The organism is Palaeococcus sp. (in: euryarchaeotes), from assembly GCF_053987695.1.
In genome coordinates this window covers 13,334-34,575 of the sequence record NZ_JBMXHE010000058.1, presented here as the reverse complement: position 1 = coordinate 34,575, position 21,242 = coordinate 13,334, and the positions used below count along the sequence as shown (strand labels likewise).

Sequence of the window (21,242 nt, the reverse complement as noted above, 5' to 3'; positions counted from 1 at the left end):
CTTCAGAATTACATCACCTTTTATATCCCATGAGCTCCGAATTACCATGGGTGAGCCCATGAAAGCGCTTGAGGTCGGGGAATTGAGAAAAAGATACGGGAATTTTGAGGCTCTCCGGGGGGTTAATTTGGAGATTGAAGAAGGCGAGATATTTGCCCTCCTTGGGCCCAACGGAGCGGGGAAGACCACACTAATCAGAATTATTGCGGAGGGGTTAAAATATGATTCCGGTGAGATCAGGGTCTTTGGAGAGCCGCTAACAAAAAAGACCTCCCGTTTAATAGGATATGTGCCCCAGGAAAGCATAGCTTACGATTTGCTGACCGTGGAGGAAAACCTCCGGTTCTATGCTGATATCTATGATGCTCCCAGGGATAGGATCAAAGAACTCATGGAATTTTTTAGTCTGCCCAGGAGGAAAAGGGCGAAAGAACTCAGCGGCGGCTATAAGCATCGCTTAAACCTTGCTATAGCTCTCCTCTATGAACCGAAAATTCTGATACTCGACGAGCCTACTGTAGGTCTGGACGTACCTTCTAGGAGGGAGGTGTGGGAGCTCATAGAACACTTCAGGAGCGACGGAAAGACGGTTCTCCTAGCCACACACTATATGGAAGAGGCGGAGGCACTGGCCGATAGGGTGGCGATAATCAATGAGGGAAAGATAATAGCCCTTGGAACGCCTGCTGAGCTTAAAGGACTCATAGGAAACGAGAGTATAATACAGGTGGAGGGAATTCTTAAAGGGATTGAAAGGCTGAAGGGTAGGTTTAAGATAATTGATAAGGAGGGAAGAGTGAGAATTCACGTGAAGAATGCGAGAGAGGCGCTTCCCACTGTAGTTCACGCCCTTGTTGAAGCGGGGAGCGAGATAAAGGCAATAACAGTTGAAGAACCGACTCTGGAGGATGTTTTTATGAAGCTAACTGGGAGGGGGCTTGAATGAGAGTTAAAGCCATTCTGGCGGTTTTAAGAAAGGATTTGATAGAAACTCGAAGGGAGAAGATGGTTCTCTTCTGGATTTTCGTGTTTCCTGTAATGTGGCTCCTCCTTCTTGGGGGCATATGGGGAAGTGAGAGTCCTCCAGTGACAGTGGATGTGGGCGTTGTTTATGCAAATGGCGGGAATGTGGTCGGGATAATGGAGAACGCCACTTTTGAAGGCTCCCATCTGTTTGATGTGACGGTATATTCAAGCGAGATGGAAGGATTAAAAGCCCTTAAAGAGGGCAGGATAAAAGCGCTGATGGTATTTCCCAGAGGATTTGAGGAAAACCTCACCACCGGAAAGCAGGCAAAGATTGAGGTCTATTTTGACAAAAGCGATCCTCAGGAGTACCAAATAGTAAGAGGCATAGTTGTTTCCTTCTTTTCGAGACTCTCAAAGGAAATCAGGGAAAGACAGCTCCAATACATACCTCCAGGGCATTATAATCTAAGTGCGAAAGAGATCATGGCATATATAAAGGCATCCGGGGAGCCGATAGCCCTTGAGGAGAGGGCTGTGAGCAGGGAGGCACCATCACCCATAAAGTTCTACGTCATAAGCTTCATGGGAATACAGTTCCTCTTCGCCACCATGCTAAGCATAAGCGGCTCCGTCTTCGAAGAGATGGAGAAGGGCACTCTCCGGAGAGTGGCGGCTTCCCCTGCAACGCCCTGGGACTTTCTCGTCGGCAAGATGCTTTCAACCATAATTACAATTGGAGTGAGCATATTTGTGGGAATAGGTTTTGCGAAAGTGGTCTTTGGGGAAACAGTGTTTCCGAGTCTTTTTGGGTGGGCATTCATACTTACGGCGGCAACATTTTCAATGGGTCTTGGACTGGCAATAGGAATGTCTACGGGAAGCGCTAGGGCAACAAACGCCCTTGTAAATCTCATTGCAATGCCCCTGCTGTTCCTGGCCGGGATAGTTATCCCCGAAAGTGTCCTTCCCGGATGGGCGAGACCTATAGTGAACTACTTTCCGTTAGGCAGGGCTTTGAAGGATTTAAGGCTCCTAGAATTGTACCATCGTCCCCCCATTGAGCTCCTGCCCGATTTGGCACTCCTGGGACTCACTGCTCTGGCAACACTCCTCTTTGCCGTGGTTCTCTACGGGTGGAGGGTGAAGCGTTTGGATTAATAGAGTTCGGCATATGCATCTCCTTTAAAGTGAGGAAATTCCTCCACATCCTTATCCCTTATTAGGAGCCTCTCCTTTTTCTCCGTGAAGCGCCCTATTCTGAAGGCTGGAATTCCCGCCACGTGGAGAGTTTTTATCAGTGCCTCCACATTTTCGGGCGGAGTTATCGCTATGAGCGTCCCTGTGGAAGAGATGGTGAGCGGATCCACTTCGTAAATATCAAGCACCTTTTTAACAGGTGGCGAAATGGGAATGCTCTCCATATATATCTCAAAACCAACATTCGAGTTGTCCGCTATCTCATGGAGTGCTGTTAAACCCCCCTCCGTTGCATCGTGCATACCTCTCACAAATGGTCTCGCTATCTTTGCATCCCCAACAACGGTTTCTAGGGAATACATTTCCTTTAATGTCCTTACATCCTCCGCTGAGAGCCTTTTTCTGAGTTCTTTTTCTTTGAACCATGCCGTACCCACGGCAAATTCTATTCCAACGCCCTTTGTTATTACTATCTCGTCCCCTGGCTTTGCCAGAGGGAGCTTGAGCTCTTCCTTGGGGACTATTCCCATCGCTGTTGTAGTGGCTGTAATATCTTTTATCGTTGTATAAACACCTGTGTGTCCCCCAACTATAGAAGTTTCGTACTTTCTGCACTCTTCATTGAGTTCCTTCATGGTCTCCTTGAGTTCCCCTTTCGTTGTGCCATGAGGAAGCAGTAAGTTTACAATAAGCCATCTCTGCTTTGCTCCAAAAACGGCCACATCACTCGATGCAAAGTGATATGTAAAGAATCCAAAGTGCTCCTTTGGAACACCCAGAACAGGATCAGTTGCTACAATAAGGTAGTTCTCCTCATCATATTCTATGACTGCAGAATCGAAGCCCTCCCTAGGCCCGATTATGACTTTCGAGTCGGATGAGGGGATGTCTTTGAGAATTTCGTTTAGTACTTCACTTCTCAGCTTTCCGAGGGGCAGCAAGGAACCTCACCAGTTCTTCATTGCTGTTATGATTTAAAAATGTGCCGTCCTTCAAAATATCCCGTAAACTCTCTCCACTTCCTATACGAAACTTTCAGAAACGGAAGAACCACAATCGTTCCATCGGGTTTCTAAAATATCTCCTCTTATAGACTATTTTTGGTGGTGCGGATGGCAGAGATGTTAAAAGCTCTATCTGGTGTGGAACTTAATAGGAGGACGGAGACTGAGGGAATATTTCCAATAAGTGGATATCTATTCAAAAAAGGCTCGTTGGTTGGGATTTATGTTGGGGGCAAACTCATTATGATTGAGGAAGTTCTTCCTTCTGATATTCAGGAGGGGATTTTAAGAGGTAAAATAAGAGGGAGTTTGAGAATTCTGCTCACGGATTGTGAGTTAAAGAAAATTAGACTATATTTTAGTGATGGCATAAGAGAATGGCTAATCTCCGAGAAGAACGTGGAAGAAGTTCAAGTGGGCCCGGGGGGCTTTGAACCCCCGACCACGCGGTTATGAGCCGCGCGCTCTGACCAGGCTGAGCTACGGGCCCATATGGCGCCGCCGCCCCGGCTCGAACGGGGGACCGCCGGATTAACAGTCCGGCGCTCTACCGACTAAGCTACGGCGGCACAAGCCCATTCATAGCAAGTGCAAATCCATTTATAAATCTTGCGGTTAAAGGAATACGAAAACTTTATAAACGCCCTGGAACATCATTTCAACCGTGCCCCGATGGCTCAGCCTGGTAGAGCGGCGGACTTGTAATCCGCAGGTCCCGGGTTCAAACCCCGGTCGGGGCTCCATTTTTCAGGGGCCGTGGGGTAGCTTGGTCCATCCTGCGGGCTTTGGGAGCCCGTGACCCGAGTTCAAATCTCGGCGGCCCCACCAGTGCACGCCCCGGTGGCTCAGCCTGGCGGAGCGGCCGCTTGGTAAGCGGCAGGCCGCGGGTTCAAACCCCGCCCGGGGCTCCACAAGGTTTTCTCAGAGTGCCACTGAAAGTATACATTTCTTTTAATGCTAACCGCTCAACGCTCGTTTACATATTTGGTAGATTTTCCCACCTAATTTTTAATGTTCATTCATGTTCATTGGTGAAGCTTTCGTGGCTCTCCTTCATCCATTTTTTATTTTTAAACTTTACGCAAGAGATATAAATGAAAAAATCAAACTACCTTCCGATATCCACGAAAAGCTTATATACCAAAAGCTGAAGGTTGAGGTTAGCATGTTCATGTTAAGTTCTAAAAATATTAAGGGGGCAATTCTCTGTGGCGGCGAAAAGAAAGTTTAATATATTTGATCATGAGCTGGTTCCTGAGCATAGAATATTAAGCGACGAGGAGAAAGCGGAATTGCTAAAAAAATACAATATAAAGCTTTCTCAGTTACCTCAAATCAAGGCTAGTGATCCCGCAGTTGAAGAACTCGGTGCAAAGCCTGGGGATATCATAGAAATTAAAAGGAAAAGTCCGACAGCTGGAATTTACTACTACTATAGAATAGTGGTTGAGGATTGAATTTTTGGTGAGGTGAGATTATGAGAGGTCCTACCCTTGTTGAGGTTAATCCGGATGACCTATGGTATGTTATGGAGAACTACTGGCAGGAAAAGGGTTTGGTCAGGCAGCACTTGGACTCTTACAATGCCTTTTTAGAGCATGGTCTTCAGGAGGTCATTAACGAATTTGGAGGGGTCAAGCCCGATATTCCAAACTTTGAGGTCAAGTTCGGGAAGATAAGAATAGGAGAGCCGGAATTCCAGGAGCCACAGGGACAGAGGAAGCCATTATATCCTCTGGATGCAAGAATTAGAAATCTAACCTATGCGGCACCCGTGTTTTTGGAAATGATTCCTGTGGTTAACGGTATAGAGCAGGAGTCAACAGAAGTGAGGATTGGAGAGCTTCCCATAATGCTTAAGTCCAAAGCATGCAGGCTCCATGGGATGAAGGACGAAGAGCTCAGGCGCGTTGGCGAAGATCCAAAGGATCCGGGAGGATATTTTATCATAAATGGTTCGGAGAGAGTAATAGTTTCCATTGAGGATCTGGCACCAAATAAAACCCTTGTGGAGAAGGATGAGAACAACAGGAGATACCTTGCCAAGTGCTTTTCATACAGACATGGATATAGAGCTTTGATCCAGGTGGAAAAGAGGAAGGATGGCATTCTCTATGTTTCAATGCCAAATGTCCCGGGTCTCGTAAAGTTCGTCGTTGTCATGAGGGCTCTCGGTCTTGAGAGCGATAAGGAAATTGTCGAGGCTGTTTCTGATGATCCTGAAATTCAAAAGGAACTTTTTGAAAATCTTGATGATGCGGCGGATATATTGACCCAAGAGGAGGCGCTTGATTTCATAGGAAAGAAAGCATTGCCTGGGCAGCCAAAGGAATACAGGCTTAGGAGAGCTCAGAGCATAATAGACAACAATCTATTGCCTCATATGGGTGTTTCTCCTGAAGATAGAGTTAAGAAGGCATACTATCTTGGAATGATGGCATTAAAGGTTCTGGAGCTCTCCCTTGGGATGCGTGGTGAGGATGATAAGGATCACTACGCAAATAAGAGGTTGAAGCTTGCGGGTGATCTCTTAAAAGACCTCTTCAGGGTTGCTTTTGGGCAGCTTGTTAAGGATATGCAATACCAGCTTACCAAGACCTACCAGAGAAAGGGCGAGAAGTACATGTATGAAAATGTGCAGAGGTTCGTTAGACACTCGGTTAGACCTGACGTTTTGAGTGAGAGAATAGAGCACGCAATGGCAACCGGAGCTTGGCCCGGTGGTAGAACAGGTGTCAGTCAGTTGCTTGATAGAACTAACTACATGTCAACTCTCTCGCACCTGAGGAGGGTTACTTCGCCATTAAGCAGGGAACAGCCACACTTTGAAGCCCGTGATTTGCATGGAACCCACTGGGGAAGGATCTGCCCCACGGAGACGCCTGAAGGTCCCAACTGTGGTTTGGTTAAAAACCTCTCTCTAATGGCTCAGATCACAACTGCCGTCTCTGAGGAGGATGTTTTAGAATATCTGAAAAAGCGCGGGGTTGTTGATATCCTAGAGAAAAGACCGAATCCTCACATATGGAGAGTTTACCTCAACGGGGTTCTCGTTGGAACAATAGAGGAAGGTATTGAGCTCGTTAACAAGATCAAGAGTGATAGAAGGAGCGGAAAAATAAGCGATGTCATAAACATAGCCTACTACGAGGATGTTAAGGAAATATATGTGAACAGTGATGACGGCAGGGTCAGGAGACCCCTAATTATAGTGGAGGATGGAAAACCTAAGCTAAAGAAGGAGCATGTAGAGGCAATTAAAAACGGGAAGCTCAAATGGAGCGATTTAGTCAAGATGGGTCTTATAGAATACTTGGATGCTGAGGAGGAAGAAAACGCCTATGTGGCACTATGGCCCGAGGATGTAACGAAGGAGCACACCCACTTGGAGCTCATGCCTGCTGCAATTTTAGGTTTGCCAGCTTCTTTGGTACCATATCCAGAGCACAATGCCGCTCCAAGAAACACATATGGAGCGGGTATGGCAAAGCAGAGCCTCGGTTTGGGATGGGCAAACTTCAGACTCAGGGTTGACACTAGGGGACATTTGATGCACTACCCACAGGTTCCGCTTGTTAATTCAAGGGTTATGGGTGCTGTTGGTTTCGAGGACAGACCTGCAGGTGAGAACTTCGTGGTTGCCGTGCTTAGCTACCAGGGATATAACATGGAAGATGCCATCATAATGAACAAAGCGTCGATAGAGCGCGGTCTCGCAAGATCAACATTCTTCAGAACCTACGAAGTTGAGGAGAAGAAGTACCTGGGCGGACAAACCGATCACTTCGAGATTCCTGACCCAACGGTTAGGGGATATAGAGGAGAGCAATACTACAGGCACTTGGATGAGGATGGTATAATCTTCCCGGAGTCAAAGGTCTCGGGAAAGGATGTCCTCGTTGGAAGGACTTCGCCGCCGAGATTCCTTGAAGAGCAGACCGGTCTGGGGGGAATAATACTCCAAGAGCGCAGGGAGACAAGTGAAGCGGTTAGACACAGCGAGAAAGGTATAGTTGATAAGGTTATCGTTACGGAGAGTGGAGATGGAACCAAGCTCGTTAAAGTCACCGTCAGGGACTTAAGAATACCAGAGATTGGAGATAAGTTCGCCTCGAGACACGGTCAGAAGGGTGTTATAGGCTTAATAGTGCCCCAGGAGGATATGCCTTGGAGCGAGAGCGGAATAACCCCCGATTTAATAGTTAATCCGCATGGTATTCCATCGAGAATGACCGTCGGACAGCTTTTGGAAGCCATCGGCGGAAAGGTGGCATCACTTAAAGGAAGGCGTGTTAACGGCACAGCTTTCATCGGAGAGCCGGAAGAGAAGCTTAGAAGAGAACTTGAAGAGCTCGGCTTCAAACACAATGGCAGAGAAGTCCTCTACGATGGACTTACCGGAAGGAGGCTTGAGGCGGATATATTCGTGGGTGTCATATACTACCAGAGGCTCCACCACATGGTTGCCGATAAGATGCACGCACGTTCAAGAGGTCCCGTTCAGGTTCTTACGAAACAGCCTACGGAAGGAAGGGCAAGGGAAGGAGGTCTCAGGTTCGGTGAGATGGAGCGTGACGTTTTGGTTGGTCACGGTGCTGCAATGCTCCTCATTGAACGTCTCCTCGAAGAGAGCGATAAAAGCGAAGTATGGGTCTGTGAAAGCTGCGGTCATCTGGCATTGGAGGATAAGAGGAGAGACCAAGTTTACTGCCCAGTATGTGGTGAAACAGAGCGCATAGGCAAGGTAGAAATGAGTTATGCCTTCAAGCTCCTGCTTGATGAGCTTAAGGCTATGGTAATAAGACCCAAGCTGAGATTAAAGGATAGGGTGTGAGAGCCATGCACTCAATTAAGAAAGTTATTGGAAAGATAGAGTTTGGTATCCTCGCTCCTCAGGAAATCCGTAAGATGAGTGCCGCTGAGATAACAGTTCCAGACACTTATGATGACGATGGTTATCCAATAGATGGAGGGCTCATGGACAAGCGCCTGGGCGTTATAGATCCAGGTTTGAGATGTGAGACCTGCGGGGCAAGAGCAGGAGAATGTCCGGGTCATTTTGGGCATATAGAGCTTGCCCGTCCAGTAATTCACGTGGGATTTGCAAAAACATTGTTTAGAGTCCTCCAAAGCACGTGCAGGGAATGCGGCAGGATACTCCTCACGGATGAGGAAATCGAGGAATACATGCATAAGTTTGAGTTTGCAGAGGGAAGAAGGTCGGAAATTAACAGACTGATCAAGGAAATTCACAAGAAAGTCAAGGAGAGGAAAACATGCCCCCATTGCGGTGCTCCTCAGTTCCCCATAAAATTCGAAAAGCCCACGATCTACTGGGAGACCCGGATAGATGAGGAGGGCAACGAATACAAGCACAGAATGATGCCAAGTGAAGTAAGGGACAGGCTGGAAAAGATCCCCGATAAAGATTTGTCCCTTTTGGGATTCCATCCCGAAAACTCGAGACCCGAATGGATGGTTCTAACGGTTCTGCCCGTTCCTCCCGTTACCACGAGACCTTCAATTACCCTGGAAAATGGAGTTAGGGCGGAAGATGATTTAACCCACAAGCTCGTCGATATAATTAGGATAAACAACCGTCTGAAGACCAACATTGAAGCGGGTGCTCCCCAGCTGATCATAGAGGATTTATGGGATCTTCTGCAATACCACGTTACCACTTACATAAATAACGAGACTTCAGGTGTCCCAGCGGCAAAGCACAAAAGCGGAAGACCATTAAAGACACTTTCCCAGAGATTGAAGGGTAAAGAGGGAAGATTTAGAGGCAATTTGAGTGGTAAACGTGTTAATTTCTCAGCCCGTACTGTTATTTCTCCGGACCCCATGATAAGCATAAATGAGGTGGGTGTTCCCCTAGCAATTGCGATGGAGCTGACTATCCCGGAGAAGGTTACTGAGTTCAACATGGAGAAGCTTAAGAAGCTCATATCGAACGGGCCCGATAAATATCCTGGAGCCAATTACGTTATCGATCCCGAGGGGAGAAGGATTAGGATAATGGAGACCAATAGGGAGACGGTACTTGAGATGCTCGATATAGGATGGACGGTTGAAAGACACTTGATGGATGGGGATATAGTGCTCTTCAACAGACAGCCATCCCTCCACAGAATGAGCATCATGGCACACCGCGTTAGGGTAATGCCCTACAAGACATTTAGGCTTAACCTCTCGGTTTGTCCTCCCTACAACGCAGATTTCGATGGGGATGAGATGAACCTCCACGTGCCACAGACGGAGGAAGCTCAGGCAGAGGCAAGAATATTGATGGAAGTGCAAAACCACATCATATCTCCGAGGTATGGTGGCCCTCTAATAGGGGGAATTCAGGACCACATCTCCGGAGGATACCTATTGACGAGGGAAGGGGCATACTTTACGAGGCTTGAGGTTGAGCAGATGCTGATGTTCGCCGGCGTTGATGTGGACGAGCTCCCGGAGCCCGATAGAGTGGAAAAAGGTGTGGAGTTCTGGAGCGGTAAGACCATATTCTCACTTCTCCTCCCAAAGGATCTGACAATCTGGTATGAGAACAAAGTGGGATGCAAGGATAAAGAGAAGTGCGAAAAGCTCAAGAAAGCCATTGAGGAGAAGCTGGTTCTCAGCGATGAGGAGATTAGAGAGCTTTCGGATGATGGCTTTGTCTATATAAGAAACGGCAAACTGCTCAGCGGTGTAATAGACAAAAAAGCATACGGTAGAGAAGATGGGAGGCTCTTGGATCTCATAGTAAAGGAGTATGGCACAGAGAGGGGCAAGCAATTCCTTAATCAGGTTACAAAGCTTGCAATTTGGGTTATAACTCACAAGGGATTCACGACAGCAATCGATGATGAGGATCTGCCCCAGGATGCAATAGAGAGAATCAGGGAAATCATAAGGGAGGCAGAGAACAATGTCAACAGACTCATACAGGCATATGAAATGGGAGAGCTTGATGCACATCCGGGTAAAACACTGGAGGAGACATTGGAGAGCCTTATAATGCAGAAGCTGGCAGAAGCTAGAGATCAAGCCGGTGACATCGCTTCCCAGTACCTGGGTATGGGCAATCATGCGGTCATTATGGCAAAGACTGGAGCAAGGGGTAAAATCCTTAACATTACACAGATGGCGGCAATGCTCGGACAGCAATCAATTAGAGGTAAGAGGCTCTACAGAGGATACAGGGGAAGGGTAACCACGCACTTCAAGCCCAATGATCTGGGTGCGGAAGCTAAAGGATTTGTGGTTAACTCTTACAAAAGCGGACTAACCCCCACGGAATACTTCTTCCATGCAATGGGAGGTAGAGAAGGTCTCGTTGACACTGCGGTTAGAACTGCACAAAGCGGTTATATGCAGCGTCGTTTGATAAATGCTCTCCAGGATCTCAAAGTGGACTATGACGGAACGGTCAGGGACCCCTCTGGGATTATCGTGCAGTTCCGCTATGGTGAGGATGGGGTTGATCCAATGAAGAGCTGGGGCGGAAAGACCCTGAATGTGGATAGGGTCATTGTGAGGACATTACTGAAGATGAGAGGTGAGTGAAATGCCATCCCTTTCCCCCAAATCCATTCATTCAATAGTTGAGAGTAAAGGTGCCGCTCTTCCCATAAACATCAGGGAAGAGCTTTACCAAAAACTCCTTGAATATCATAAGAAGTACAGGCTCAAGAAGAAGGAAGTGGAGGCAATAGTAAAGGAAGCCGTCGAAGAGTATGAAGGCGCTTTAATCGAACCTGGAGAAGCCGTTGGTACAGTTGCGGCACAATCCATGGGTGAGCCCTCAACCCAGATGACCCTCAACACATTCCACTATGCAGGTGTCGCGGAAATTAACGTTACTCTGGGTCTCCCGAGAATCATAGAACTTGTGGATGCCAGAAAAAACCCCTCCACACCAATTATGATGGTCTATTTGGACGAAGAACACAGATATGACAAAAAGAAAGCGGAAGAAGTTGCCAGGAGAATAGAAGGTACAACAATACTAAACCTGGCTCAGAGCATAACAACGGACATTATAAACCTCGAGATTATAGTGGACATTGAACCCGAGCGTTTGGAGAAATCTGGTCTGACAATGGAGGACATCCAGAAAAAGCTTAAGAGCTCATTCAAGACAGCTGAATTTGAAGTTGATGGTTACACCCTCATAGTTAGACCCAAGAAAGCCGAGAAGCTTTCAGACCTTAGGAAAATTGCCGAAAAGGTTAAAAGTCATCGCTTAAAAGGTCTCTCCGGTGTGAACAAAACCGTTGTTAGACCAAGTGGCGAGGAGTATGTAATATATACAGAGGGCTCAAACTTCAAGCAGGTGCTCAAGGTTAAAGGCGTTGACCCAACGAGAACCAGAACAAACAACATACACGAGATAGCAGAAGTGCTTGGTGTTGAAGCTGCCAGAAATGCAATAGTGGAGGAGATAGTTAACACAATGCAGGAGCAGGGTCTGGAAGTTGATGTTAGGCATATCATGCTCGTTGCGGATATGATGACTTTAAACGGTACCGTCAAGGCGATAGGAAGGCACGGTATCGTTGGTGGAAAGGCGAGCGTGCTTGCGAGGGCGGCCTTCGAGATTACCACTCAACACTTATTTGAAGCAGCCGAGAGGGGAGAATCCGATCCCCTTAGCGGTGTGGTGGAGAACGTCCTGATAGGACAGCCGGTGCCCGTTGGAACGGGTATGGTTAAGCTGACAATGAGGTTACCAATCCAACCAAAAGAAAAGGAGTAGAGGAGGTGTAGTTAATGGATTTAGCTTACGAGCTTAGAAAAGCTCTGGAGACTGGTGAAGTTGTCATTGGTTCAAAGAGAACAGTTGAACTTGCTAAGATTGGGGGAGCCAAGCTCATTATAGTTGCTAGAAATGCACCAAAGGATGTCAAGGAGGATCTGGAGTACTACGGCAAGCTGAGTAATATACCCATCTATGAGTTCGAGGGGACTAGCGTTGAGCTCGGAACAACATTGGGTAAACCATTTGTGGTCGCATCCCTGGCCATAGTGGAGCCTGGAGAGAGCAATATTTTAGCCCTGAGTGGGGGTAAGGCGTAATGCCCTTAAAGTTAAATACTGACCAGATAAGGTTCATAGCACTCTTTGAGAGCATGACAGGGGCTACAGCGCTCGACTGCATTATTGATCAAAATAAGAACAGACTCATCTACGTCATAAAAAAGGGTGAGATGGGTTTGGCCCTCGGAAAGAGGGGAGCAAACGTTAAGAAAATCCAGAACATGCTTGGAAAGGGCATTGATCTCATTGAGTTCTCAGAGAATCCTGAGGAGTTCCTCAGAAACATTTATAGGATAGTGGGCGTAAAGGTTAAAAAAGCCCACATCACGGAAAAGAGAGATGGGAAGAAAGTTGCCCTCCTCGATATAGCCCAGAGGGAAAAGCCTAAGGCTATAGGGAGAGGGGGCCAGACCATAAACCTGGTTAAGGATTTGATGGAGAGACACCATGGCATTGAAGATGTGATAATAATTTGAGGTGATGATCATGGCTGGTAAGAAAGCACCAAATGGTGAATTTGCTGGAAGGAAGCTTAAGCTTAAGAGAAAGAAGTTTAGATGGAGCGATATTACGTACAAGAGGAGAGTTTTAAATCTCAAGGTCAAAAGCGACCCTCTTGAGGGTTCGCCGCAGGCCAAGGGGATAGTCCTGGAGAAAATTGCCGTCGAGGCCAAACAGCCAAACTCAGGAATGAGAAAGGCCGTCAGAGTGCAGCTCATAAAGAACGGTAAGGTTATTACCGCGTTCACACCGGGAGACGGTGCTATAAACCACATAGACGAGCACGATGAGGTTATCATCGAGGGAATCGGTGGTGCAAAGGGTGGTTCAATAGGTGATATACCGGGAATCAGATACAAGGTGGTTAAGGTTAACAGAGTTTCACTGAAAGAGCTCGTTAAGGGAAGAAAGGAGAAGCCAAGAAGGTGATAGCATGAACATGGAGAGCGTTGAGAAGAGATTTTACCAACCCAAAGAAGTCAAAGTCTTTGGAAGGTGGAGCGTTGAAGACGTTGAGATTAGGGATCCATCACTAAAGCCCTACATCTCCCTGACCCCAATCATCCTACCACACACCCACGGCAGGCATGCCAAGAAGGCCTTTGGAAAAACAAATGTTCACATAGTGGAACGCCTCATAAACAAGCTCATGAGGAGCGGTGCTTCATCCCACAAGGTTGGCGGGCACTTCATGAGGAGAGAGCACAGGTCAGTTATGAGCAAGAAAGTCAAGGTTTATGAGGTTGTTAAGGAAGCTTTTGAGATCATCGAAAAGAGAACAAAGCAAAACCCAATCCAAATCCTCGTCAGGGCGATTGAGAACTCCTCCCCCAGAGAGGATACAACGACAATAGCTTTCGGTGGAATTAGATATCATATGGCAGTTGACGTCTCACCTATCAGGAGGCTTGACATAGCCCTGAAGAACATTGCCCTTGGAGCGAGCGCCAAGTGCTACAGAAACAAGGTAAGTTTTGCCGAAGCCCTCGCCGAGGAGCTTATGGCTGCCGCAAACAGGGACACAAAGAGCTTTGCCTACAGCAAGAAGGAAGAAATCGAGAGAATTGCCCAGTCTTCAAGGTGATTTCCCTTCTTCTCTTTCTGCTATTTTGGGCATTAATTCTCTAACAATATGACACTTTTTCCAACATTAAAGCGCATTGAATGAGCGGATGGCTATATCCCCTTTTAAAGAGTGCGCCAGCATTAATCAAACTCTGCTCAAGCAGGGTGTTCTGGGGAAAGATTTATAACCGAACTTTTAGAGTGAAAGATGACAAGCTCATCGAGAGAATTTGAGGTGATTGATAATGGGAAGAAGGGAAGAAATGATTAAACATATTAAGGAATTGATGGTTCAGCCCGAGAGAATTAGGAATATGGGCATTGCCGCTCACATTGACCACGGTAAGACGACGCTGAGCGACAACCTTTTGGCTGGAGCGGGGATGATTAGTGAGGAGCTTGCAGGGAAGCAGCTCGTGCTCGATTTTGACGAACAGGAGCAGGCAAGAGGTATAACAATTAACTCCGCCAACGTTTCAATGATTCACGAGTATGAGGGTCAGACTTATCTCATCAACCTCATCGATACCCCGGGTCACGTTGACTTCGGTGGTGACGTTACAAGGGCAATGAGGGCCATAGACGGTGCCATCATCGTCGTTGACGCCGTCGAGGGTGTCATGCCCCAGACGGAGACCGTTTTAAGACAAGCTCTTAGGGAATACGTTAAGCCCGTCCTTTTCATAAACAAGACTGACAGGCTCATTAAAGAGCTCAAGCTGACCCCACAGCAAATGCAGGAGCGCTTTGTTAAGGTTATTAAAGACGTCAACAGGCTCATTAAGAGATACGCTCCCGAAGAGTTCAAAGACAAGTGGCTCGTTAGGGTTGAAGATGGTAGCGTTGCCTTTGGTAGCGCCTACTACAACTGGGCTCTAAGCGTTCCATACATGAGAAAAGCAGGTGTCTCATTCAAGGACATCATAGACCTAACAAACGCCGGTGACCTTAAGACGCTCAGAAAGAAGGCTCCACTTCACGTTGTTGTCCTTGATATGGTCGTCAAGCACCTACCAAATCCATCCCAAGCTCAAAGGTATAGGATCCCACACCTCTGGAGGGGCGATATTAACTCATCAATGGGGCAGGCAATGATGAACCTCGACCCCAAGGGCAAGATGGCAATGGTTGTTACGAAAATAATCATAGACAAGCACGCCGGCGAGGTCGCTACCGGTAGAGTTTGGAGTGGAACCCTAAAGACAGGACAGGAGGTTTACCTAATTACGGCGAAGAGAAAAGCCAGAGTTCAGCAGGTCGGTATTTACATGGGTCCTGAGAGGGTTAACATGGAAGCAATTCCCGCAGGTAACATAGTTGCGGTTACCGGTTTGAGGGATGCTATGGCGGGCGAAACCGTCAGCGAAGAACCAATTGAACCATTCGAAGCTCTCCACTACACAAGTGAGCCCGTTGTTACGGTTGCCATTGAAGCCAAGAATGTCAAAGATCTTCCAAAGGTTATTGAAGCGTTGAGACAGCTTGCCAAGGAAGATCCAACGCTCCACGTCAAGATTGATGAGGAAACAGGACAGCACCTCCTCAGCGGTATGGGTGAGCTTCACCTTGAGGTCAAGCTCGTTAAGCTAAGGGAAGACTGGGGAATTGATGTTGACGTTAGTGAGCCAATAGTTGTTTACAGAGAGAGCATCACAAAGCAGAGCCCAATAGTGGAAGGGAAATCACCAAACAAGCACAACAGATTCTACATAATAGTCGAACCTCTTCCGGACAGCATATATCAAGCAATTAGAGAGGGGGACATTCCAGAAGGAAGGCCAAAGAATCCAAAGGAAGTCGCCAAGAAGCTTGCAGAGCTTGGGATGGATTATGACATGGCAAAGGGAATTGTGGATGTCTATCAGGGTAACATGTTCCTTGACAATACGAAGGGTATTCAGTACCTTAACGAGGTTATGGATCTCCTTGTCGATGGTTTCCACCAAGCAATGGATGAGGGACCATTGGCTAGAGAGCCAGTTATGAAGGTCATGGTGAGGCTTGTGGATGCAAAGATACACGAGGATAACGTCCACAGAGGCCCTGCTCAGATTTATCCCGCCATTAGAACAGCAATTCACTGCGCCATGATGAAGGCAAAGCCAGTTCTATACGAGCCATACCAGAAGGTCATAATAAACGTCCCATACGAGTACATGGGTTCAGTTAGCAGAGAGATGAACCAGAGAAGAGGACAGCTCATTGACATGAAGCAGGAAGGAGAGGTCATGACAATCATTTCAAAGGCTCCAGTGGCGGAGATGTTTGGATTTGCTGGAGCACTTAGAGGTGCAACAAGCGGTAAGGCCCTATGGAGCACGGAGCACGCTGGCTTTGAAAGAGTCCCAGGAGAGCTCGCCATTAATGTGATAAGACAGATAAGGCAGAGAAAAGGTTTGGATCCAAACCCACCGAAAGAGCAGGATATCTGCCCAATGCAGTGATCTTTCTATTTTAATCTTCCTTTTTCCGCTATATTTGTAAGCTCTTGTTCAAAAAAGGTGATGCCATGAACTTAAAAAATTATCTCTCCTCTTTTTTCTTCTCATTGTCATTATCTCTGCAAGTTAACGCTTAATGAGTCCTGCGAGATTGTGGTTATCCTTAGAAACGTTGGGAACAGGCATGTCAGAGTTCTGCCTCTGGTTCATCAAGTTACCTTGGAGTTAAGAGCTTATAATGAAGATGGTGAGGAACTACCCTACAATGGAGTTGTAACAATGTTTAAGTCCATAACAAACAGAGATTTGAAAGTATTGGAACCTGAAGAGTCCATTGAGACAAAGATTCTCTGTTATCCTTCAACTTCATGCTAAAATTTTACAAAGCCGGGAAGATATAAAATTAGAGCAGTTTACAATACTAGCAACTATCGAGGGGAACACTTTTTGCTGCCTTATTGGAGAGGAACGATAGGCAATGTCACACCAATTACAGTGGTTTCTGATCAATAACATAATTAAAGAGGCAATTCTTTGCAATGCCATCCACCGGCATGAAAATCTCATTAGTTAACTTTTTAAACCCTCTCTTGTATTCTCAGATGAACTTATGAGGCTCTCTTAAAAAAAGCGGGTTCCCCGCTCGAGGGAGCTGAAGTTATAGAAAGATTTAAAAAGCAATCCTAATCAATATGGGTTAGGCAAAAATTTGGAGGTGTGTTAAGATGGCAAAGGAGAAGCCACACGTTAATATTGTGTTTATCGGACACGTAGACCACGGTAAGAGTACAACAGTCGGAAGATTGCTCTTTGAAACAGGCAACATACAGGAGAACATAATCAAGAAGTACGAGGAGATGGGTGAAAAGGGTAAGTCATTCAAGTTCGCTTGGGTTATGGACAGGCTCAAGGAAGAGAGGGAGAGAGGTATCACCATCGACGTTGCCCACACCAAGTTCGAGACCCCGCACAGGTACATCACAATTATCGACGCTCCAGGACACAGGGACTTCGTTAAGAACATGATCACCGGTGCTTCACAGGCTGACGCCGCAGTTCTTATCGTCGCCGTAACAGACGGTGTCATGCCACAGACAAAGGAGCATGCATTCCTTGCAAGGACACTTGGTATAAACCACATCATTGTTGGTATAAACAAGATGGATATGATTAACTACGATGAGAAGAAGTTCAAGGATGTTGCCACACAGGTTACAAAGCTCCTGCAGATGCTCGGTTACAAGAACTTCCCCGTCATCCCAATCAGCGCTTGGGAGGGCGACAACGTTGTAAAGAAGAGTGACAAGACACCATGGTACAAGGGTCCAACCCTAATGGAAGCCCTTGATCAGATCCCAGAGCCACCAAAGCCAACAGACAAGCCACTTAGAATTCCGATTCAGGACGTTTACTCAATCAAGGGTGTTGGTACAGTTCCAGTTGGCAGGGTAGAGACAGGTGTTCTCAAGGTTGGTGACGTCGTCATATTTGAGCCTGCATCAACCATATTCCACAAGGCAATACAGGGTGAAGTTAAGAGCATTGAAATGCACCACGAGTCAATGCCTGAGGCTCTCCCAGGTGATAACATTGGTTTCAACGTCAGAGGCGTTGGTAAGAACGACATAAAGAGAGGTGACGTCGCAGGTCACCCAGATACAGCTCCAACAGTTGTCAAGCCAAAAGACACATTCAAGGCGCAGATCATAGTCCTCAACCACCCAACGGCAATCACAATCGGTTACACCCCAGTCCTTCACGCCCACACAGCCCAGGTTGCTGTCAGGTTCGAGCAGCTCTTAGCCAAGCTTGACCCAAGAACAGGTAACATCGTCGAGGAAAACCCACAGTTCATCAAGACAGGTGACTCGGCTATCGTCTTACTCAGACCGACCAAACCACTTGTCATTGAGCCAGTCAAGGAGATCCCGCAGATGGGTAGATTCGCCATCAGAGACATGGGTCAAACAGTTGCAGCGGGTATGGTTATTTCAATTCAGAAGGGCGAGTGAAGCCCTTTCTTCTTAATTCCTCTTTAGCTTAAATTTTAAAATTTTAAGGGGTGTCTAGGATGCAAAAGGCGAGAATTAAACTTGCGAGCACCAATGTAAGGTCATTGGATGATGTTTGTGGTCAGGTCAAGCAGATTGCAGAGAGAACTGGCGTCAGGATGAGCGGCCCTATACCATTGCCCACGAGGAAGATAAGAATTACAACAAGGAAAAGCCCTGATGGGGAGGGTACTGCGACCTTTGATAAGTTTGAGCTTAGAATTCACAAGCGTTTGATTGACATTGAAGCTGATGAGAGAGCCATGAGGCAGATTATGAGGATTCGTGTTCCTGAGGATGTTACCATCGAAATTGAGCTCATCTCATGATTCTCTCCCTTTTTAATGCCGGGGTAGCCTAGCTTGGGAAGGCGCGGGCCTGGAGAGTCCGTGGGCGTCTAGCCCACCAGGGTTCAAATCCCTGCCCCGGCGCCAAAACATCTTTAAACTCTCATTCTTATTCTCCTCGGTGGCGAATCATGGAGAACTATTTAAGGTTAATCCCTAAAAGGAATGAGAACATCAGGCTGAAAAAAATGGACGATAAGTACTATCTCCTGATTCCCATGGATTCTCCCTTCGACATAATTGCAAGAAAGCTCCATGGAGAATACAGGAGGCTGGAACTAGATGAGAGAGGTGTCTTTGTCTGGAATCTGTGTGATGGAACTAGGAATATAAAGCTCATAGGAAAGAAGGTAAGGGAGAGATTCGGAGAAGAGGAAGGCTTGTATGAAAGATTGATAACATTTATTCTGGAGCTCTATAAGAGAAATCTGATCTCCCTGGGTGGAACTGATGAATAGGGAAGCCCAAGGCACACTGCTAGCACTCTTGGGAATGATTCTCTATGGTTTGGAGCCCGTAATTATTAAGTCAAATCCTTCCAATCCCCTGAGCTTTGCGGCATTTTCCGCTCTTTTTGCTTCTATCTTTCTATGGATCTTCGTTTTGCTGGCTGGAAACTGGAGAGATTTGGAGGAAAACCCCGCACACATACCGAAAACATTTTTAATCGGGCTCTTCGGAACGGCTCTCGCATACCTCTCCTATTCTTACGGTGCCCGTTTAAGCACGGCAATAAATGCCTCTCTAATAACTAGGGCAGAGGTTCTCTTCTCATTTGTGCTTTCCTACGTGCTCTTGAAGGAGAGGATTACAAAGAAACAGGGTATATATTCCCTCCTAGTACTCCTCGGTCTAATTCTCGTCATAACTCAAGGGAGGATTATAACCCCAAAGCGAGGAGATGTTTTGCTCCTTATGGTACCCCTTTTCTGGCAGATAGGCCATGTAATAGCAAAGAACCTCCCTTACAATCCCTATTTGATAGCCACGATGAGAAACACCTTTGGAGGTCTCCTTCTCTTTATGTTTGCTCTTTCCTCGGGTTTGGAGTTTCATCCTCTATCAATCGCTGAGGGTATTATAATAGCCGTGGGTCAGGTTGTCTGGTATCTCTCCATAAAGCGCATAAACCTGTCAAAGGCAACTGCCATAATAACACCCGCCCCTGCGGTGGCAATAGGGCTTTCAATACTTCTAGGGGAAAGATTCACCCTTTATCATGCAGCTGGCTTTGTTTTAATGACTCTGGGGACGCTTGAGATAACAAAAATAAAAAGCGAGAGGAGGGTTTAATGATCTTCCGAAATTTTCTCGAGGACTCTCTTTCTTTTCTTTTCAAAGTCGTCTTTATCCAGAAATTCCCAGTAGTGTCTGGGTTCGGGAAATCTCCCATCCTTCACATCGTTCTTGTACTCTTCCAAAGCAAGTCCTATCATGCTCCTTAAATCGGCATATTTCTTTACAAAGGGAGGAACATTCTCATATATACCCAAGAGATCATGCCACACCAGAACCTGGCCGTCGCAGTGGGGACCGCTCCCAATTCCTATAGTTGGTATCTTAACCTCCTCTGTTACAAGTTTTGCAACGTCTGATAGCATGAATTCAAGAACCATTGCAAATGCTCCCGCTTTCTCAAGTGCCTTCGCATCCATCAGAATTTCTTCAATCTCTTCCTCCCTCTCACCCATTAAACGATAGCCCCCCAATCTTAAATATCTCTGAGGGGTCAGTCCTGTATGTCCCATAACAGGAATTCCGGAACGAACGAGCTTTTTTACAAGTTTGTAGTGATCATAGCCACCTTCGATCTTCACAGCGTCTGCACCAGCCTGTATGAGCCTTGCAGCGTTTTTCATGCCCTCCTCTATACTCACCTCATAGCTCATAAAGGGCATATCAGCAAGAACGAGTGCCCTTTTGACACCCTTTGCCACAGCCCTGGTGTGGTATACCATCTGATCCATGGAAACATTCAACGTATTCTCCTCTCCGTAGACAACCATCCCTAGAGAATCCCCTATGAAAATTATATCCATCCCTGCTTTGTCCGCTATGAGTGCGGATGGATAATCATAGGCTGTTACCATCGTAATCTTTTCCCGTCCCTTCATCTCAACTATCTTCTTTGGAGTAATCTCCCTCACTTCAATCCCCCAAAGCTAATAAACGGTCATTGAATATTAACCTATCGGGTGAGAACATGAAGAAGTGGGAGCATTATGAACATACCGCTGATGTGGGTATTAGGGGGTATGGAGAGAGTTTGGAGGAGGCATTCAAAAATGCCGCTATTGCACTTTTTGAAATCATGGTTAACACTGAAAGGGTTGTTAGGAGGGAAGAAAGGGAAATCGAGGTTTTTGGAGAGGATCTGGAAGATTTACTCTACAGCTTTTTGGAGGAGCTTTTGGTTCTCCATGATATTGAGGGGCTGGTGTTCAGTAATTTTGAAGTCCGGATCGAGAGAGCAGATAAAGGTTATTTATTAAAGGCAAAGGCATATGGAGAACCATTAAGTAGGAATCATGAACCTAGGAGTGAGGTAAAGGCAATAACCTACCATGAGATGGAGATCAAAAGACTTGAGGACGGCACTTGGATGGTTCAGCTTGTCCCGGATATTTGAGGTGGTTC

General features: G+C 46.6%; 19 protein-coding genes and 6 tRNA genes. 21 read left to right on the top strand and 4 right to left on the bottom strand.

Features of this window, described 5'->3' with window-relative positions:
- The first annotated feature begins 58 nt into the window (after window positions 1-58).
- Together ACXJGZ_RS04635 and ACXJGZ_RS04630 are read left to right on the top strand one after the other, a co-directional pair.
- Window positions 59-946: an ABC transporter ATP-binding protein gene (locus tag ACXJGZ_RS04635; RefSeq protein WP_456398391.1), complete on the top strand. Its 888-nt coding sequence runs from the start codon at window positions 59-61 to the stop codon at window positions 944-946.
- A complete protein-coding gene (locus tag ACXJGZ_RS04630; RefSeq protein WP_456321741.1) occupies window positions 943-2,127 on the top strand; it encodes an ABC transporter permease in 1,185 nt (394 codons plus the stop codon). The genes ACXJGZ_RS04635 and ACXJGZ_RS04630 overlap by 4 nt, the downstream gene beginning before the upstream one ends.
- On the opposite strand, the gene ACXJGZ_RS04625 is transcribed toward ACXJGZ_RS04630, so the two are convergent.
- The 3 genes from ACXJGZ_RS04625 to ACXJGZ_RS04615 form a co-directional block, all read right to left on the bottom strand.
- Window positions 2,124-3,107 carry an AIR synthase family protein gene (locus tag ACXJGZ_RS04625; RefSeq protein WP_456398390.1) on the bottom strand — a complete coding sequence of 328 codons (984 nt, stop codon included), beginning with the start codon at window positions 3,105-3,107 and terminating at the stop codon, window positions 2,124-2,126. The genes ACXJGZ_RS04630 and ACXJGZ_RS04625 overlap by 4 nt on opposite strands.
- A gap of 478 nt (window positions 3,108-3,585) precedes the next feature.
- A tRNA-Ile gene (locus ACXJGZ_RS04620) sits at window positions 3,586-3,660 on the bottom strand.
- 3 nt (window positions 3,661-3,663) lie between these two features.
- Window positions 3,664-3,739 (bottom strand) — tRNA-Asn (locus tag ACXJGZ_RS04615).
- Between the two features lie 97 nt (window positions 3,740-3,836).
- Between ACXJGZ_RS04615 and ACXJGZ_RS04610 the strand changes: the two genes are divergently transcribed.
- From ACXJGZ_RS04610 to ACXJGZ_RS04525, 18 genes are all read left to right on the top strand, one after another.
- Window positions 3,837-3,913, top strand: a tRNA-Thr gene (locus ACXJGZ_RS04610).
- Window positions 3,914-3,920: 7 nt separating this feature from the next.
- Window positions 3,921-3,998: transfer RNA gene (locus tag ACXJGZ_RS04605), tRNA-Pro, on the top strand.
- Between the two features lie 6 nt (window positions 3,999-4,004).
- A tRNA-Thr gene (locus ACXJGZ_RS04600) sits at window positions 4,005-4,081 on the top strand.
- A 110-nt stretch (window positions 4,082-4,191) separates the two neighbouring features.
- Window positions 4,192-4,401: a hypothetical protein gene (locus tag ACXJGZ_RS04595; RefSeq protein WP_293256202.1), complete on the top strand. Its 210-nt coding sequence runs from the start codon at window positions 4,192-4,194 to the stop codon at window positions 4,399-4,401.
- Window positions 4,379-4,627: a DNA-directed RNA polymerase subunit H gene (locus ACXJGZ_RS04590; protein ID WP_293256205.1), complete on the top strand. Its 249-nt coding sequence runs from the start codon at window positions 4,379-4,381 to the stop codon at window positions 4,625-4,627. Before ACXJGZ_RS04595 ends, ACXJGZ_RS04590 begins: the two co-directional genes overlap by 23 nt.
- A 20-nt stretch (window positions 4,628-4,647) precedes the next feature.
- Entirely contained in the window at window positions 4,648-8,004 is a 3,357-nt protein-coding gene (locus tag ACXJGZ_RS04585) for a DNA-directed RNA polymerase subunit B (protein WP_456321743.1), read from the top strand.
- Window positions 8,005-8,009: 5 nt separating this feature from the next.
- Window positions 8,010-10,727 carry a DNA-directed RNA polymerase subunit A' gene (locus ACXJGZ_RS04580; protein ID WP_456327018.1) on the top strand — a complete coding sequence of 906 codons (2,718 nt, stop codon included), beginning with the start codon at window positions 8,010-8,012 and terminating at the stop codon, window positions 10,725-10,727.
- Window position 10,728: 1 nt separating this feature from the next.
- The gene (gene rpoA2 / locus ACXJGZ_RS04575) at window positions 10,729-11,919 is read left to right on the top strand and encodes a DNA-directed RNA polymerase subunit A'' (protein ID WP_456321745.1); all 1,191 of its coding nucleotides are present in this window, start codon (window positions 10,729-10,731) and stop codon (window positions 11,917-11,919) included.
- A 14-nt stretch (window positions 11,920-11,933) separates the two neighbouring features.
- Complete coding sequence (locus tag ACXJGZ_RS04570; protein WP_293256217.1) at window positions 11,934-12,239, top strand: 50S ribosomal protein L30e; 306 nt, start codon at window positions 11,934-11,936, stop codon at window positions 12,237-12,239.
- A complete protein-coding gene (locus tag ACXJGZ_RS04565; RefSeq protein ID WP_456321746.1) occupies window positions 12,239-12,676 on the top strand; it encodes a NusA-like transcription termination signal-binding factor in 438 nt (145 codons plus the stop codon). The genes ACXJGZ_RS04570 and ACXJGZ_RS04565 overlap by 1 nt, the downstream gene beginning before the upstream one ends.
- Window positions 12,677-12,686: 10 nt before the next feature.
- A complete protein-coding gene (locus tag ACXJGZ_RS04560; protein WP_293256223.1) occupies window positions 12,687-13,130 on the top strand; it encodes a 30S ribosomal protein S12 in 444 nt (147 codons plus the stop codon).
- 10 nt (window positions 13,131-13,140) lie between these two features.
- On the top strand, window positions 13,141-13,785 hold the full coding sequence (locus ACXJGZ_RS04555; RefSeq protein WP_293256234.1) for a 30S ribosomal protein S7: 645 nt from the start codon (window positions 13,141-13,143) through the stop codon (window positions 13,783-13,785).
- A 226-nt stretch (window positions 13,786-14,011) separates the two neighbouring features.
- Entirely contained in the window at window positions 14,012-16,210 is a 2,199-nt protein-coding gene (locus ACXJGZ_RS04550) for an elongation factor EF-2 (protein WP_293256226.1), read from the top strand.
- A gap of 722 nt (window positions 16,211-16,932) precedes the next feature.
- A complete protein-coding gene (tuf, locus tag ACXJGZ_RS04545; RefSeq protein ID WP_456321747.1) occupies window positions 16,933-18,219 on the top strand; it encodes a translation elongation factor EF-1 subunit alpha in 1,287 nt (428 codons plus the stop codon).
- Between the two features lie 59 nt (window positions 18,220-18,278).
- Complete coding sequence (gene rpsJ / locus ACXJGZ_RS04540) at window positions 18,279-18,587, top strand: 30S ribosomal protein S10 (protein WP_293253409.1); 309 nt, start codon at window positions 18,279-18,281, stop codon at window positions 18,585-18,587.
- A 17-nt stretch (window positions 18,588-18,604) separates the two neighbouring features.
- Window positions 18,605-18,692, top strand: a tRNA-Ser gene (locus tag ACXJGZ_RS04535).
- Window positions 18,693-18,736: 44 nt separating this feature from the next.
- Window positions 18,737-19,063, top strand: coding sequence for a PqqD family protein (locus tag ACXJGZ_RS04530; RefSeq protein ID WP_456321748.1), 327 nt, complete (start codon window positions 18,737-18,739; stop codon window positions 19,061-19,063).
- The gene (locus ACXJGZ_RS04525; protein ID WP_456398389.1) at window positions 19,056-19,898 is read left to right on the top strand and encodes a DMT family transporter; all 843 of its coding nucleotides are present in this window, start codon (window positions 19,056-19,058) and stop codon (window positions 19,896-19,898) included. Before ACXJGZ_RS04530 ends, ACXJGZ_RS04525 begins: the two co-directional genes overlap by 8 nt.
- Here the strand turns inward: ACXJGZ_RS04525 and panB are convergent.
- On the bottom strand, window positions 19,895-20,752 hold the full coding sequence (panB, locus tag ACXJGZ_RS04520) for a 3-methyl-2-oxobutanoate hydroxymethyltransferase (protein ID WP_456326660.1): 858 nt from the start codon (window positions 20,750-20,752) through the stop codon (window positions 19,895-19,897). The genes ACXJGZ_RS04525 and panB overlap by 4 nt on opposite strands.
- 56 nt (window positions 20,753-20,808) lie before the next feature.
- Here panB and ACXJGZ_RS04515 point away from each other — a divergent pair, with 56 nt between their 5' ends.
- Window positions 20,809-21,234: an archease gene (locus tag ACXJGZ_RS04515; RefSeq protein WP_456321751.1), complete on the top strand. Its 426-nt coding sequence runs from the start codon at window positions 20,809-20,811 to the stop codon at window positions 21,232-21,234.
- Window positions 21,235-21,242 lie beyond the last annotated feature (8 nt).